Below are 14,951 nucleotides of genomic sequence, written 5' to 3'. Positions count from 1 at the left end.
CGTTGTCTTCCCTTCGTGTCCTACGTGTACGGATCGAGGGCGCCGCGGACGGGGGCGGCGAGCAGGTCGATCAGGCCGTCGACGCGGTCCTGGTTCTCGAGGTCGAGTACGAGCCGCTCGATCTCGGCCGCGCGGGAGGCGTCGGTGACCTGGGTGGTCAGGGCCCGGTACTTGGCGCGGATCTCCGCGTTGGTCAGGGGGTCGTCCGGGCCGCCGTGCGGCTGGTTGAGCGCACGGGTCCGCTCCCGGCCGTCGCGCAGGGTGAGAGTGACGCGGGTGTTGTAGCCCGGTTCGGTCCAGGCAGGGTCCTGGGGGGCGTTGTCGAGGTGGACCTCGGTGCGCTCGATCAGTTGCCACACGTCGGCGGCGTTGATGCGCTCGTCGTGGAACTGTGCGGGACCGACCTGGCCGTCCAGCAGGGCGACGGCGACGGCGTAGCCGATGTTCATCTGGGCGCCGATGGTGGTGAGGGGGCGCTCGGGCCGCCACCAGCCGTGGTGGTGGATCGCGTCGGGGACATGGATGCGGATCGACTCGATGTCGTCCGTGGTGAGCGCCCGGTCGGTCGACAGGGCGAGAGCGGCATCGATGGCGGGATGCAGGCCGCCCATCGCGGCGTGGATCTTCACGGTGATGCCTTCGGTGTGCCACACCTCGCCCAGGTCCCTGGTGATCTGGGAGGCGTCCGGATCGTGACCCTCGCCGAAGGTGGACAGGAATCCGCCGTACGGCCGCTCGAAGACCCTTTTGATGCCGGTGTAACCGGCCTGCGCGAGCCCGGCGGCGTAGAACCCGTTGCGGGCGGCGAAGCCGTGGTGCATGCGCTTGGACATGGCCTCGTACTGGGCGGCCATCAGGCCGGCGGACTGCGTGGCCGCCAGGCCCAGCGCGTCCTCGAAGGCGGCCGGATCCAGTCCGCGCAGTGCCCCGCAGGAGGCCGCCGCGGCATGGGTGCCGAACACGGATCCGGAATGCCATCCGCGCGAGAGCATCTGTGAGCCGTGCAGGGCGAGCCCCACACGCGGACCGGTCTCGAACCCGAGGACGGCGGCGCGCAGGAAGTCGGCTCCGGAGACATTGCCCTGCGACGCCGTGGTGGAGAGCAGGGCGGGCAGCACGAGGGACGCGCTGTGCAGCGGGGCACGGGGGAAGTAGTCGTCGAGTTCGAAGCCCTGGATGAAGGTGCCGTTCAGCACCGCGGCTGCCGGGCCGCCGGCGGCACGCCCCCAGCCGATGAGCGGTGTACTCCCGGCGCCCTCCATGGCCAGGACGGCATCAACAGCCCTGCGGGACCACGGGAGTTGTGCGCCTATGAGGGCGCAGCCCAGGCCGTCGAGGACGAGGTGGGCGGCGCGTTCCCGTACCCGGGCAGGGATGTCTTCCAGTGCCGTACCGCTCAGCCAGCGGGCCAGGCGGCCCGTGGGGCCGTCGGGGTCGGTGGGTCCTGGTGGAATGGCGGCCCCTCGGGCAGCCGTCGGCGTCGGTGCGGACATCCCGCTCACCTCCGTAGATGCGCAGCAGCGGCAACGAGTGGCCGCACTCGGCGACCCCATCACATTAGAATTTATAACATCTAGTTTTGGCGATTGCTCGCTAGCATGTCGGTGTGGCACTGAAGCGAACCTCTCTCCCCCGCACCGCCGAGGCCGCGGCCCTGGCCGAGCTGCGCGACGCGATCGTGCGCGGCGACCTCGAACCGGGCGCCCCTATCCGGCAGAGCGCGGCTGCCGAGCAGCTGGGGCTGAGCGTCATCCCGGTCCGCGAGGCCCTCAAGACGCTCGCGAGCGAGGGCATCGTCACCTACGCGCCGCAGCGCGGCTACACGGTCACTGAACTGAGCCCCGACAGCGTGGACGGAATCTTCCAGGTCCGGGAGCTGCTGGAGGCCGAGGCCGAGCAGTGCGCCGCCGCCCGCCTGCGCCACGAGGACATCGCCGCGATGCGCTCCGCTCTCGAGGAGCAGCGGGCCGCCGTCGACGCGGCCGATGCGCTGGGTGTGATCAGGGCCAACCGGCGGTTCCACTTCGCCCTGCTCGACCGCTGCGACAACGAGTGGCTGCTGCGTTTCATCACACAGCTGTGGGAAGCCCTCGAACCGCATCGCGCCCTGTCCTACCGGCGCGCGGCCGCCGCCGGTGACCGCGCGAGGGCGCAGGCCATCCTCGACGAGCACGAGGGCATCGTCGACGCCTTCGACCACAGCGACGTACCGCTCGCGTTGCGCCGCCTGGCGCAGCACCGGAGCGGCGGACAGGGCGACTTCCACCGCCTGCTCGCACCTACCGAGCAGGGCTGACCGCCGCACCACTTCACATACCGTCCAGCGGTGCCGCATGGGTCCTCGGACCCGGTTCGGCCACAGCGGTGACAGCCGCCGCGATGGGGGGATCCCTGCGATCGAGTGGGGCAGCCCGGCGGCCGGAACGCCCGCCACCGGGAGACGGCGAGCACCCCGAAGGCATGGGCACGGGCGAGCACACGGCCGTGTCGGGCCGCGGGCATCAGCTCGGTCAAGTGCCTGTCATCCAAGGCTGGTTCGGCCCGCATACGAACACCGAGCAGGACCCGCAGCACCATGAGGGGCGTCGCGTCCTGAGCGGAGGCCGGCACCACCGGGAGGACGGCGTGGCCGACCAGATCGATCAGGATGGTCGGCGAGCCCGGACAAGAGCGGGACCCCGGCGAGTCCCCCCACGAAAGTGGCGCCGGTCAGCAGGGGCTTGAGGGGCTGGGCCGCCCGTCATGACTGCAGGCGCTCCAAGACTCCCCGGGTGACTGGCAGGTCGATCGTCGATCAGGGCAGGCCGGCGGCGTCCAGCCCGGAGCGCAGCAGGGTGAGCAGGTCGGCCAGCGCTGCCGGCGGATCCGGTTCGAGCGTGACGAGCATCAGCGCGTCGATGATGAATCGGGCCACTGCACGGATCCGCAGGTCGGGAGTGTCCAGGCCGCGGTCGGCCGCGAGCGCGTCGGCCAGGGTGTCCGCGTGCCGTAGCCACATCTGCTGCCAGTAAACGCGCAGTGCCGGGGTGCCGTGCACGAGGGCGAGGAACGCCTCGAACTGTTCGCGCTCCCGCGGATCCGCTGTAGGCAGTGACATCAGGTACTCCTGCACCGCGTCGAGTACGTCGCGGCCAGGAGAGCGCTGACCGACCGCGGCAACGAGGCCGGCGTCGATCTCCGGCTCCAGGTCGAAGAGCAGCGCTTCCTTGCTGCGGAAGTAGGAGAACAGGGTCGGCACCGAGACGTCGGCGGCATCGGCGATCTCCGCCACGGTGACCGCGTCGTAGCCGCGTTCGAGGAACAGCCTCAAGGCCGCGTCGGCCAGTGCCCGGCGGCACCGGGCCTTCTTGCGCTGCCGCAGGCCGGGCGCTGAACGGTTCGGTTCGGTCACACATCGAACCTAACAGGTTCCATAGCGATGCAAAGCCTTAAGTGGCTTAAAAACTTCAGTGGTTGAAGAACCGTCAGCTGCTGTGCTTCACTCGTGCCGCCGGCCGCCGAGGTCGGCCCACGGACCGGATGGGCTCCGAAGGGTGTGATCAGCCATACCCATGCGCTCACGCCCGGCAGGCGGCAGTGAAGAGGCCCCGAAAAAAGTCCCGTTGACGATGCCGCCCTCCATCCATTGGCCCGCCCGAGATCCAACAGCGTTCAGCGTCGTGAGTCCGAGTGACGACCGACCGCTGCAGGTAAGCGCCGCCTGGACACACCACCGGCCACTGCTGAGACGCAGCCACGGAGAAGTAGGAACTCCCGCCGTAGATCGAAAGGAGTATCAGGTGCAGCACGACGTAGATTCTCATGGGATTCGGCTTGAATCACCCACGTTCTCCTGCGACATGTGCGGCGGACCGATGCGCCGGGGCTCCGCAGATGACATCAGGGCCAGGAAGAGGCGTCCGCGATACTGCTCGAACGCCTGCCGTCAGCGCGCCTACCGTCAGCGGCTCAAGGACGACGGAATGGGTACTTCGACTGCGACCGGAATAACCCGTTTGAGCAGTTTCATCGGCCGCGTCGATGAGCTGGTGGAGCTGAAGCGGCTGGTGCGCGCCACACGACTGCTGACCCTGACAGGGCCCGGGGGTGTGGGCAAGACACGCCTGGCGGTGGAGTTGACCGCCCTTGAACAGCGCGGCGGACGCTGTGACGTCAGCCTTGTCGAACTGGCGTCGGCGACCACGGGGGAGCAAGCGCGGCAGCGGATCACCGAAGCGCTCGCGGGAGCCAGGGAAGCGCGTGCCCCCATGGTGGGGGCACGGAGCGGGTCGGGCTCCGACCGCGATCGGCTTCTGGTGCTCGACAATTGTGAGCATGTGCTCGACGACTGCGGGCTGGCCCTCAGCGCGTTACTCCCCCGCTGTCCGGGCCTGCGCGTCGTGGCCACCAGTCGCGAACCGTTACGGTTGCCGGGCGAGACGGTGTACTCGGTGGGCGGTCTCTCCCTGCCGGATTCCGATGGCGGCGGATCACTCGACGGCTTGCTGCGCTCGGACGCCGTCCGGCTCTTCGTCCACCGGGCTCAGGCCGTCTCCTGCGGATTCCAGCTCACCGAGGACAACGCCGTACACGTCGTCGCCTTATGCGCCAGGCTGGACGGGCTGCCGCTGGCGCTGGAGCTGGCGGCCGGCCTCGTGAGGGCCTTTCCGCCGGGCGAGATCCACCATCGGCTGGACGACCGCCTTTCCCTCCTGACCTGCGGATGGCGTACGGCGGATCGACGTCACCAGAGTCTCCGCTCGGCCATCGAATGGAGCTATGACCTGCTGACGCCTCAGGAGCGGTCGCTGTTCCGGTCACTGTCGCTGTTGCCGGGCGGGTTCGGGACGGATGCCGCCGCGGCCGTCGCCGCGGACCATGACATACCCCCGTCGGCCGTGCCGCAGCTGCTGGCCGGCCTTGAAGCCAAGTCCCTCATCGTCGCCGGTGCCGACCGGGCAGGTTCCGCCCGGTTCAGGATGTTGGAGTCGATCCGGTGTTACGGGCACGAACGGCTCCGTGCCGAAGGCGAGGAGATACGGGCCTACGACCGTCTCGTGGACTGGCTTGCGGAACTCGCGCTCCCGTTCCGGGAGGCAGCACTCACGCCTGCCAGGACCTGCCGACGGCTGGACGAGGAACGCGACAATCTCACGTCTCTGCTGCAGTGGTTGAGCGTGGGAAGCGACCCGCGCCAGCTCCTCCTCGCCGGGGCGCTTGCGCTCGTGGACATCAACCGGGGGTACGCGGCGGAGTCCCGGACGATGCTGGCCGGGGCGTTGGAACGAACGGATCCGGGGGCGGCCGACCGCAGCATCGCTCTGTGCATGCAGGCGCTGCTCATCGCGTGGGAGGGGAACGCCGGCGAAGCGGTACAGCTTGCGCTGCGGGCAGTGACGCTCGAGCGCCGGCGCCCGCAGCGCCGCGATCATCTGATCTGCCGCATGCTGCTGGTACTGAGCCTGGCCCGGACGCAACACGGCGACCAGAGCTCGAGGGCCGATCTCGAGGAGTGTTTGGAGATCAGCCACCGGGTCGGCGATCGCGTCATGACCGCGTTCTGCCTGATCCTCCTCGCCTGGCAGTTGCTCGGTGTCGGCGATACGGTCCAGGCGGTGCGGCTGGTTGACCAAGCCCTCCCGATCCTGCGGGGCGAGGCCAATCCGGTCCTGCTACGGGTGATCCTGCACACGGCCGGCGTCCTTGCCCTGGAACGGAACGACTGCGCTGCGGCGGAGGCGTACTTCGCCGAGGCGCTGGGAGACACGGACCACGTGAGCGACGCGGCTCACCTGGGCGCAGCCGGTCCCGCGCTCTGGGGCCTGGCTGTCAGCGCGGCGCGGGGCGGTCGTTTCGAGCGGGCGCTGCGGCTGTTCGCGGCCGTCGAAAGGTACGACGTGTCCGCCGCCCTCGTACTGCCTCCCTGGTTCCGGGCGCGGGTGGAGGAGGCGGCGGCCACAGCGCTGAGGGCGCTGCCCAGGGCGCGGGCCGAGGGTGCGCTCGCGGCAGGGCGCCGGCTGGGTCCACGACAGATCGTGCACTACGCACGGGACGAACAGCCGGCAACCGCACCCGAGGGGGACGACCCGCTCAGCCCGCGTGAACGGGAGGTGATCGACCTGGTGGCTGCCGGACTCACCAATCGACAGATAGCGGCCCGGTTGTATCTGTCGGTTCGCACCGTCGAGACCCACGTCCGCAATATCCGCACCACCCTCGGACTGCGTTCCCGTACCCATGTCGCCGCATGGTCCGCACGGCGGGCGCAGGCCGTGCCCACACGCACCGAAGGAGGGGCCGCCGGGGCCGTGGTGTAACGGTGTTGGTCACCGCAAACCACGTCCGCTGATGCGCCGTTGACGAGCCGGAGCGGCATTCGAGCCGCCGGGGTGAGGAAGGCACGGCGGCCGCCGCCAGGGGAGATAAGTGACCCCTGGCGGCGCTTTTTTGTGCGCTCGTACGTCGTGCTGTGGTCGCTGGAGCCGACGCCAAGGCTGCGAGGCCGCCCGATCCGCCGACGCGTCATGTCTTCCTCTACGGCTCCGGGCCGCCGTCCTGTGCCACCGGCGGCGGGGCCCGCTCGGAGGCCGCATGCCCCTGTGCAGCGCGACAGGGCGGCGGAGATGGGACCGGTGTCGGCGTCACGTCGGCGTAACGGTGGGCATTGCCGATGCGGCGGCTCTCCGGGCTGAGGATTCTTGTACGCGCAGTTCGATCCCGTGGCGGTGACCGAAAGGAAGAGGCCCGCCTGCTGATTCGACGCCGCCCATGTCCGTGCGCATGCGGGCGTGCAGCGGTGGTCGCGCCGGAAGCGGATCGTCCTCCCCGTCCAGGCACCCTTCGAGGAGTTCTCCGTGCGCATTGTCATGTCCACTACCCGCATGGCCGTGGCCGCCGCAGCAGTGGTGGTCGCCGCATCGACGGTTGTCCTTCCCGCCGCTTCTGCCACAGCCGTGACCGCAAAGCCCGCGGCGGTCTCGGCCGACTTCGTCGTAAGCCAAACCCAGTTCCAGCACATGTTCCCGAACAAGAACCCGCTCTACACCTATGCCGGGCTGCGGAACGCGATGAACTCGTTCCCGGCTTTCGCCCACACGGGAAGCGACACGGTCAAGAAGCAGGAGGCGGCCGCCTTCCTGGCCAACGTCAGCCATGAGACCGGCGGCCTGCGCTACACAAAGGAGCAGAACCCCGCCAACTACCCGCACTACTGCGACGCGAGCCAGCCGTACGGCTGCCCGGCCGGCCAGGCGGCCTACTACGGCCGCGGACCGATGCAGCTGAGCTGGAACTTCAACTACAAGGCAGCGGGTGACGCGTTGGGCATCGACCTGCTGCACAACCCGAACCTCGTGGAGACCGACGCCACCATCTCGTGGAAGACCGCGCTGTGGTACTGGACCACTCAGTCGGGTCCCGGCTCCATGACGCCGCACAAGGCGATGGTCAGCGGTGCCGGATTCGGTGAGACGATCCGCAGCATCAACGGCGCGCTGGAGTGCAACGGCCGGAACCCCGCCGAGATGCAGGACCGTGTCAACCTCTACCGGCAGTTCACGCAGACCCTGAATGTCGCCCCCGGAGACAAGCTGACCTGCTGATCGCGCCGGTGGCGGCGGTCCGCCACCACCACGCCGCATCGCACGCTGTCGCACCCACCGTGGTGCCTGGCCGGCAGGCGACGCCCTTGGCCCCAGGAGGCCGGCACACAACCGGCCTCCCCCTCCGCCTTGCCGCGGTCGCCTTCTCGCGCCCTTCAGAACCCGCTCGTTCACGTCATCCGGCGAGGAATCATGCGCAGAACACCTCTCAAAATCCCCCTGCGACTTTCCCTGACCACCCTCCTGACCGGCCTGGTCGCCGCGATCGCAGCAGCGCTGCCGGCGGCCACACCGAGTACGGGCGCGGGTGCGGTTGCTCCACACTCCGTCGCACCGGCTGCCGCGGCGGCGGTCGACCACACGGTCACGTTCGTCAACAGCACCGGCAGGAAGATCTGGATCGGCAGCGCAGTCAACGCCGACGAGTCGAAGAACTTCGACAAGCTGCCGATCCTGGAGCCCGGCCAGTCGGCGACGGTGACCATTCCCGAGACGACGGCGCCCGGCCACTGGCGCGGAAAGTTCTTCGCGCGCATGGGATGTACCGGGACACCGGGCAGCACCTTCCACTGTGCGGTCGGGGACTGCGGCAAGTTCGCCGACCATTGCGCCAAGGGCACCGGAGAACAGCCCGTCAGCCTCGCCGAGTTCAACTTCGACTCCGCGGACGCTGTCGCTCCCTGGTACGACGTGAGCTACGTGAACGCGTTCTCGGTGCCGATCACGATCGCCCCCCGGAACGTGAGCCCCGGCGGTGGCGGGTGCGACACGGTGGGCTGCGCGAACAACCTGCTGCCGAACTGTCCCGCGGGCAATCTGACGCGCTGGGCGGACGGCAAGCCGATGCTGTGCACCAACCCCAACCGGGACGCCAGGACGGCCTACAGCGACATGATCGCCTCCCATTGCCCGAAAGCCTATGGGTGGTCCCGGCAGGACCAGGAGCCGGGCAACAAGGTGATGCAGCAGTGCAGCAAGTGCAGCGGCTTCCTCGTGACCTTCCACCGCGCCTCGTGACCGCGGACCACGCGGTCCCCCTGGCCGTGCATGCGGCTTGACGAACGGCCGGACGAAAAGGAAGAAGCCATGCGGAAAACACCCACCTTACGTGGTCTCGCCGTGATTCTGGCGGCTCTGACCCTGCTCGCGTTCGGCAAGCATGCGGGCACGCCCACCGGCGCGGTGAACGCGTCCTCCGCCACGGTGAAGAAGAAGGGCGTCAGCGCCTGGAACTTCACCGGCGTCACCCACGCGCTGGCCGACTCGAAAGCCGGTTGGTTCTACACCTGGTCCTCGGGCAAGCAGCAGATCACACCGCCGTCCGGGGTTGAATTCGTGCCCATGATCTGGGGCAAAGGCTCGGTGACCGATGCGGAACTCGGCCAGGCCGAACAGCAGGGTAAGACCCTGCTCGGGTTCAACGAACCCGATATGCCGGGGCAGGCCGACATGACCGTGCCGCAGGCGCTCGATCTGTGGCCCCGGCTGCAGTCGACCGGCATGCGGCTCGGAGCGCCCGCCGTCGCCACCGGCGCCGACGTCGCAGACGGCTGGCTCGACCGCTTCATGAAGGGCGCCGCCAGCCGTCACTACAAGGTCGACTTCATTCCCCTGCACTGGTACGGCGGGGACTTCGACGCCACGCATGCGACAGCCCAGCTGCGGAACTACCTCCAGGCCACCTACGACCGCTACAAGAAGCCGATCTGGCTCACCGAGTACGCACTGATCGACTTCTCCACCGGCACCCCGAGGTATCCGACACAGGCACAGCAGGCCGCGTTCGTGAAGCAGTCGACCGCCATGCTGCAGGGGCTGCCGTTCGTCGAACGGTATGCCTGGTTCACCCTCTCCACCAGCCGCGGTGACGGCACCGGACTCTACAACGGTGCGACGGCCAACGAGGTGGGCGCCGCCTATCGCTCGGCCGGCTGAGAAACACCCCACCCTTTGTCCGGCAACAGCCGGGCCGGGCGCACGCATGCCGCCACGGACAAGGAGCACAACGCTCCCTTGACCGCTCCACCACGCCGTGAAACGAAGCCACACGAAACGAGGAACGAGCATGAGCAAGCGAAAGCTCTACGTCCCACTGGCCGCAGGGGCCGTCGCGCTGACCGCCGTACTGGGGCTCTCCCCGGCGAGTTCGGCCGCGCCCAGGGCCCCGCAGGCCGGGACCTGCTGGGCGACGCACTACGGTCCCATACCCCCCGGAGCCCTCACGGCCAGCGGCGAGGTCTTCGACAACACCAAGAACACCGCGGCGACCTCACTGACACGCAATCCGCAACTGCCGTTCGGGACCCGCGTGAAGGTGACCAACGTCGCGAACGGCAAGTCCCTCGTCGTGCGCATCAACGACCGCGGCACCTTCCAGCAGACGCCGCAGGAGCCGAAGTGCCTCGACCTGACCGACGGTGCCTTCGGCCGGCTCGGCGGCAGCCTCAACCCCGACGCCGGCCACATCGTGGTCCAGCAGAAGGTCCTGAACTGATCCCGGGCTCTCGATCCACTGCCACCAGGAGGAGAGCTTCGTGATCACCATCAGGCAGAGGACGGTAGTCGGACTGGCCACACTCGCGGCCGGCTTCGGCCTTGTCCCTCTCGCCACCCCCGCCGGGGCGGCCGCTCCCGCGGCCCCCGTCATCCACCGCTGCGACGCGCACCACACCACTCCCGGGAGCCACCTCTTCGTCCGGCTCCAGACCGGTGACGAGGGACTCTGCTTCACCGGCCAGGGCACCACGACGGACGTCCAGAACCTGACCCCGTTCGAAGCGATCAACCTCAAGCCCGCCGACGGCGAGCTCATGCGGGTGACCGTCACCTACGTCACCGCGATGGGCGAGCAGAAGGACAAGGACCTCAACCGTGAGGGCCAGGTCTTCAGGTTCCCGGGTTACGCGTTCCTCAAAAAGGTTGCCATCAAGTCCCTTTGACGACCGACGGGCGCCTGACCGGCGGTCTTCGATCCCTGGCCGCCCAGCATGTGATGCGCCACCCGCAACACCCGGCGAACCGCAGGTTTCAGCCGGCTCGCACGGAAAACCACTCGGCGCGGCCGTGGAAGACGGCGGCCGCGCCGAGTACCGACCACGCACCGTTCCGCCCTGGGAGTTCGTACCGCCGGAACACCTTGGCCGCCCGGTCAAGGGTCCGGCTCCCCGACAACGACCCGCCGGGCCGCGGTGCCTTGCCCTTCTTGGGAGAGAACCATGTCAGTCCCCCGGAACCTGGCAGCGATCGCGATCGGCGCGGTGGCGTCCACCGCACTGCTTGCCGCCCCCGCGTCGGCGTCCTCGAACCCTGCCACGATGCGGTCGGAAGTCATCAAGCTGACCAACACCGAACGCGTCAAGGCCGGTTGTCCGCCTCTCACGAGCAACAGCGCACTCACGAAAGCCGCCCAGAACCACACCGCCGACATGGCGGACCACAACTTCGTCGGGCACACCGGCTCCGACGGCAGCAGCCTCGTGGACAGGGTCCAGGCGGCCGGCTACACCGGCTGGAGTGCGCTGGCCGAGAACGTCGCCGCCGGGCAGACCACCGCGGCCGACGTGGTCAAGTCCTGGATGAACTCCCCCGACCACCGGGCGAACATCCTCAACTGCTCGCTCAGGCACATAGGCGTCGGGTACGTGACGAACCCCGGCAGCACCCAGGGCACCTACTGGACCCAGGACTTCGGCGCGAAGTTCTGAGCCGGCTCCGCGGCCCCCTCCCCTCGGGGGGCCGCGGGTCGTTCGCCGGTCCCCGCTGCGCACACCGGGCAGTTCGCCCCACCCAGCGCGCCCGCCGGCCTTGACATGGAGCAATGGACCGTCTCCACCAACAGCACCCCACTGCCTTGGGTACGGACACGCTTCCTGTGCGACATGAGCAGAGCCGTCTGGCGTGGGGCCGTTCAGGGAGTTCCAGGACCTGTACGAGCGCATGGGGCGGCGGTGGCAGTCGGCTGTTCCCGGTGGCGGCGGTCTGGCCGGTGAGGCGTGGGCCCCATGGGCCGATCTGGAGGAGACCGACGACGCCTACCTCCTCGAGGTGGATCTGCCTGGTGTGAAGAAGAACGACATCACCGTGGCACTGAAGCCGGCGGTCCCGGTTCGACGTCGACGAAGGAGACGGTGCCATCTGGGGTGAGCACGGCGGGCGGCGGGTGGCCGGCGCTGGCCAGGGTGCAGTGGCAGGTGACCGGGTCGTACACCGCGTACAGGCAGGTCGCGCCGATCTCCCCGGCCATCTCGGTGCCGCCCCTGACTTCGTCGAGGATGAGGTCGTCGAGGTCGGACAGCAGCTCGTCCGGGGGCAGGTCGACATCGGCCAGGGTGCGCACCGCGGTGCGGAGCCGTCCCATGGCCACGGAGGCGTTCAGGCCGTGGCCGACGACGTCGCCGACGACCAGTGCCATCCGTGCGCCGGACAGGGCGATGACGTCGAACCAGTCCCCGCCGACGCCGGCGTGGGGATCGGCGGGCAGGTAGCGGGCGGCCGTCTCCAGCGCCTGCTGGGCGGGGAGGTGGTGCTGCAGCAGGCTGCGCTGCAGTGCGAGGGCGGCGCCGTCGCTCTCCTGGGGCACGGACGCCTGCAGGAACCACTGCACCTCGCCCTTGCCGTTCAGCAGCGGGCATGCGCGTAGTTCGGCCTCGATCGTGCGGCCGGCCCGGTCGCGCAGCAGGACCCGGCCGATCCATGCCTGCCGGTCGGCCAGGTGCCGTCGTGCGGAGTCGGGCAGCTCGTCCTCGAGCAGTTCGGCGGCCGCGCGGCCCACGATGTCCTCGGGTGTGTAGCCCAGCAGGGCCTGGGCGCCGGGGCTCCAGGCGGTGACCGTTCCTCGGGCGTCGACGGCGGCGGCCGCCAGCTCGGTGGCCGGGACGAAGCCGTCCCCGCCGCTCGGACGGAATCCGGCGTACCTGATCGCCTCCGCTCACCCCCTGCCGTCCGCTTCGTGCTGGTCGCGGTTGCCGCCTGGTGCCGGAGTCACCGTGCCCGACGGCCTGGCCGTCGGCGTGAGGGAAGAGGGCAGCGCCTCAGCCACGGTCGGGTGTACCGGTACGGCCTGCCGCAGGCCGGTGACGTCGAGCACGTGCAGCAACGGTCCTTCCGGGCACACCAGATGGAGCTGGCCGCCATAGCAGGTGGCACGAAGGTGTGCACCGAACAGGGCGCCGAGCCCCATGGCGTCGCAGGCGGTCACGCGGGAGACGTCGATGACGAGCCGGGAGGGGTCGCTGCCGGGCATCGAGGTCACGAGCGTCAGATAGGCCCGCAGTTCCGCCCGCGTCGTCATGGACAGCTCTCCGGCCGCGTTCACGATCAGCCGGCCGCGCTCGGGGCGCCAGGACAGGGAAAGGGAGGCGTCACGCCGATCCACTCTGACCACCCCTTTCCGCAGGCCGGGCAGACCCCAGCGGTACAACGGGTGCCTTCCGGTGGACCCTGGCCGGGTCGGCTGCCCGGCCCTCCTCTCACATCGCCGACAAGTCGGAGCAATCTAGATATTTGTGATAATTAGATAGGTCACGAACGGGGTAAATGTCAAGATGACGAGAAGAGAGTGTGAGCGCCAGGCATGTGCGGAGGCATGCCGTCATGGACTGGTTCACGGACCCTGACTACTGGCTGGGCCGGATGCTTTTCCAGCGCGGTCTGGCCGTGCTGTACTGCGTCGCGTTCGTCAGCTCGGCCCTGCAGTTCCGCGGGCTGATCGGGGAGCGGGGGCTGCTGCCGGTACCGCGCTTCACCGCGCAGGTGCCGTTCAGGCGGGCTCCGAGTATCTTCCAGCTGCACTACTCGGACCGTTTCTTCGCCGCCATGGCCTGGACGGGCGCCGCGGGATCCGCCGCGGTGGCGGCGGGGGTGCCGGACCGGCTGCCGCTGTGGGCGGCGACGGTGCTGTGGGCGCTGCTGTGGGCGCTGTACCTGTCCATCGTCAACGTCGGGCAGACCTGGTACGGGTTCATGTGGGAGTACCTGCTGCTGGAGGCCGGCTTCCTGGCGATCTTCCTCGGCAACGACGACGTCGCACCGCCCGTGCCGGTGCGAGGGCTGCTGATCTGGCTGCTGTTCCGGCTTGAGTTCGGCGCCGGGCTGATCAAGCTGCGCGGCGATTCCTGCTGGCGGGATCTGACGTGCCTGTACTACCACCACGAGACCCAGCCGCTGCCCGGCCCGCTCAGCTGGTTCTTCCACCACCTCCCCAAGCCCGTCCATCGCGTGGAGGCGGCGGCCAACCACGTCGCACAACTCCTCGTGCCGTTTGGCCTGTTCGCTCCGCAGCCGGCGGCGAGCATCGCCGCCGGCTTGGTGATCACCACCCAGCTGTGGCTGGTCGCGTCCGGCAACTTCGCCTGGCTGAACTGGCTGACGATCGTGCTGGCGCTGTCCGCGATCGGCGGCTCGCAGGTCACCGGCGCGCTGGGTCTGCCTCCTGCGCCGCGTTTCGCCGCCGCACCGGTGTGGTTCGAGGGCCTTGTGCTGGCTGTCGCCGCCCTGGTGGTGGTGCTCAGCTACTGGCCGGTGCGTAACCTGCTCTCCCGCAGCCAGGTCATGAACGCGTCCTTCACTCCGCTGCACCTGGTCAACACCTACGGCGCGTTCGGCAGCGTGGGCCGCACCCGGTACGAGCTGATCGTCGAGGGCACCGACGAGCCGGAGATCACCGAAGAGACCGTGTGGCAGGAGTACGTCTTCAAGGGCAAGCCGGGCGGCATGCGGCGGCTTCCGCCGCAGGTGGCCCCGTACCACCTCAGGCTGGACTGGCTGATGTGGTTCGCCGCGCTCTCCCCTGTGTACGCGGCCGGCTGGCTCCCCGCCTTCCTCCTCGCCCTCTTGGAGAGCAACCCGGCCGTCCTGAGTTTACTGCGCCGCAATCCCTTCCCGGGCTCGGCGCCTGCTTTCGTCCGGATCTGCCTGTACGAGTACCGGTTCACCAGCTGGTCGGAACTGCGCGCGAACGGTGCCTGGTGGAGCCGCACCTTCCTCGGCGAGTACGTGCCGGCCGTCGCCAAGCGGCAACCGGTATCCAGCGCATGAGGCCCGGGTTCCGCGGGAGACTCGGCCCTGGCTCGGCTTTCGGGGTCATCGTGCGCAGCCGACGTCGAGGACTTCGAGGATGTCGTCGTGGATGGTGTAGACAAGCCAGCACCATTCGCCGAATGCCGCGGCCAGACCGGAGACGTGTGCCTGCGGTGTCCTGGCAACGGCGGCGATGAGCGTAATGATCTCCTCGTGCGTGTCGTTCGGGACGCCGAACAACACGCCGGCAGCGGGTTGGACCACTTCGACTCTCATGTCGCCCCCTGCAGATGAACCGGAGCAGCGCTGGCGGCGCTCCTCTCCACCGGGCGTCTGGCCTACGTGCCACGATCC

Annotated in this window: 13 protein-coding genes and 2 pseudogenes; 9 read left to right on the top strand and 6 right to left on the bottom strand. The window is 69.1% G+C overall.

Annotation, left to right across the window (positions count from 1 at the left end; all coding sequences use genetic code 11):
• Window positions 1–20: 20 nt before the first annotated feature.
• Window positions 21–1,493, bottom strand: coding sequence for an MmgE/PrpD family protein (locus ACWC94_RS07590; RefSeq protein WP_450795447.1), 1,473 nt, complete (start codon window positions 1,491–1,493; stop codon window positions 21–23).
• 113 nt (window positions 1,494–1,606) lie between these two features.
• Between ACWC94_RS07590 and ACWC94_RS07585 the strand changes: the two genes are divergently transcribed.
• The gene (locus ACWC94_RS07585; protein WP_450795446.1) at window positions 1,607–2,296 is read left to right on the top strand and encodes a GntR family transcriptional regulator; all 690 of its coding nucleotides are present in this window, start codon (window positions 1,607–1,609) and stop codon (window positions 2,294–2,296) included.
• Window positions 2,297–2,794: 498 nt separating this feature from the next.
• On the opposite strand, the gene ACWC94_RS07580 is transcribed toward ACWC94_RS07585, so the two are convergent.
• The gene (locus ACWC94_RS07580; protein WP_450795445.1) at window positions 2,795–3,391 is read right to left on the bottom strand and encodes a TetR/AcrR family transcriptional regulator; all 597 of its coding nucleotides are present in this window, start codon (window positions 3,389–3,391) and stop codon (window positions 2,795–2,797) included.
• 604 nt (window positions 3,392–3,995) lie between these two features.
• Between ACWC94_RS07580 and ACWC94_RS07575 the strand changes: the two genes are divergently transcribed.
• The 7 genes from ACWC94_RS07575 to ACWC94_RS07545 all read left to right on the top strand — a co-directional run bounded on the left by ACWC94_RS07575 (window position 3,996) and on the right by ACWC94_RS07545 (window position 11,284).
• Window positions 3,996–6,296 carry an ATP-binding protein gene (locus ACWC94_RS07575; protein WP_450795444.1) on the top strand — a complete coding sequence of 767 codons (2,301 nt, stop codon included), beginning with the start codon at window positions 3,996–3,998 and terminating at the stop codon, window positions 6,294–6,296.
• Between the two features lie 564 nt (window positions 6,297–6,860).
• Window positions 6,861–7,580 carry a chitinase gene (locus ACWC94_RS07570; protein ID WP_450795443.1) on the top strand — a complete coding sequence of 240 codons (720 nt, stop codon included), beginning with the start codon at window positions 6,861–6,863 and terminating at the stop codon, window positions 7,578–7,580.
• A gap of 192 nt (window positions 7,581–7,772) precedes the next feature.
• The gene (locus ACWC94_RS07565) at window positions 7,773–8,597 is read left to right on the top strand and encodes a thaumatin family protein (RefSeq protein ID WP_450795442.1); all 825 of its coding nucleotides are present in this window, start codon (window positions 7,773–7,775) and stop codon (window positions 8,595–8,597) included.
• Window positions 8,598–8,627: 30 nt separating this feature from the next.
• Window positions 8,628–9,515, top strand: a complete 888-nt coding sequence (locus ACWC94_RS07560; protein WP_450795441.1) for a glycoside hydrolase family protein — start codon at window positions 8,628–8,630, stop codon at window positions 9,513–9,515.
• 130 nt (window positions 9,516–9,645) lie between these two features.
• Window positions 9,646–10,074 carry a septal ring lytic transglycosylase RlpA family protein gene (locus ACWC94_RS07555; protein WP_450795440.1) on the top strand — a complete coding sequence of 143 codons (429 nt, stop codon included), beginning with the start codon at window positions 9,646–9,648 and terminating at the stop codon, window positions 10,072–10,074.
• A 40-nt stretch (window positions 10,075–10,114) separates the two neighbouring features.
• A complete protein-coding gene (locus ACWC94_RS07550; protein ID WP_450795439.1) occupies window positions 10,115–10,519 on the top strand; it encodes a hypothetical protein in 405 nt (134 codons plus the stop codon).
• A gap of 276 nt (window positions 10,520–10,795) precedes the next feature.
• On the top strand, window positions 10,796–11,284 hold the full coding sequence (locus ACWC94_RS07545) for a CAP domain-containing protein (protein WP_450795438.1): 489 nt from the start codon (window positions 10,796–10,798) through the stop codon (window positions 11,282–11,284).
• A 389-nt stretch (window positions 11,285–11,673) separates the two neighbouring features.
• Here ACWC94_RS07545 and ACWC94_RS07540 read toward each other — a convergent pair.
• From ACWC94_RS07540 to ACWC94_RS07530, 3 genes and pseudogenes are all read right to left on the bottom strand, one after another.
• Window positions 11,674–12,135: pseudogene (locus tag ACWC94_RS07540) on the bottom strand (PP2C family protein-serine/threonine phosphatase); the annotation flags it as partial.
• 42 nt (window positions 12,136–12,177) lie between these two features.
• Window positions 12,178–12,441, bottom strand: a pseudogene (locus tag ACWC94_RS07535) (PAS domain-containing protein); the annotation flags it as partial.
• A 66-nt stretch (window positions 12,442–12,507) separates the two neighbouring features.
• Window positions 12,508–12,954, bottom strand: a complete 447-nt coding sequence (locus ACWC94_RS07530) for an STAS domain-containing protein (RefSeq protein WP_450795437.1) — start codon at window positions 12,952–12,954, stop codon at window positions 12,508–12,510.
• A gap of 218 nt (window positions 12,955–13,172) precedes the next feature.
• Here ACWC94_RS07530 and ACWC94_RS07525 point away from each other — a divergent pair, with 218 nt between their 5' ends.
• Window positions 13,173–14,615: a lipase maturation factor family protein gene (locus ACWC94_RS07525; RefSeq protein ID WP_450795436.1), complete on the top strand. Its 1,443-nt coding sequence runs from the start codon at window positions 13,173–13,175 to the stop codon at window positions 14,613–14,615.
• 45 nt (window positions 14,616–14,660) lie between these two features.
• Here ACWC94_RS07525 and ACWC94_RS07520 read toward each other — a convergent pair whose 3' ends face one another.
• Window positions 14,661–14,873, bottom strand: coding sequence for a hypothetical protein (locus tag ACWC94_RS07520; protein ID WP_450795435.1), 213 nt, complete (start codon window positions 14,871–14,873; stop codon window positions 14,661–14,663).
• Window positions 14,874–14,951: the final 78 nt, after the last annotated feature.

It is taken from the genome of Streptomyces sp. NPDC001135 (assembly GCF_053598395.1).
The sequence above is the reverse complement of the archived record's forward strand: the minus strand, read 5'-3'. Positions and strand labels throughout refer to the sequence as shown.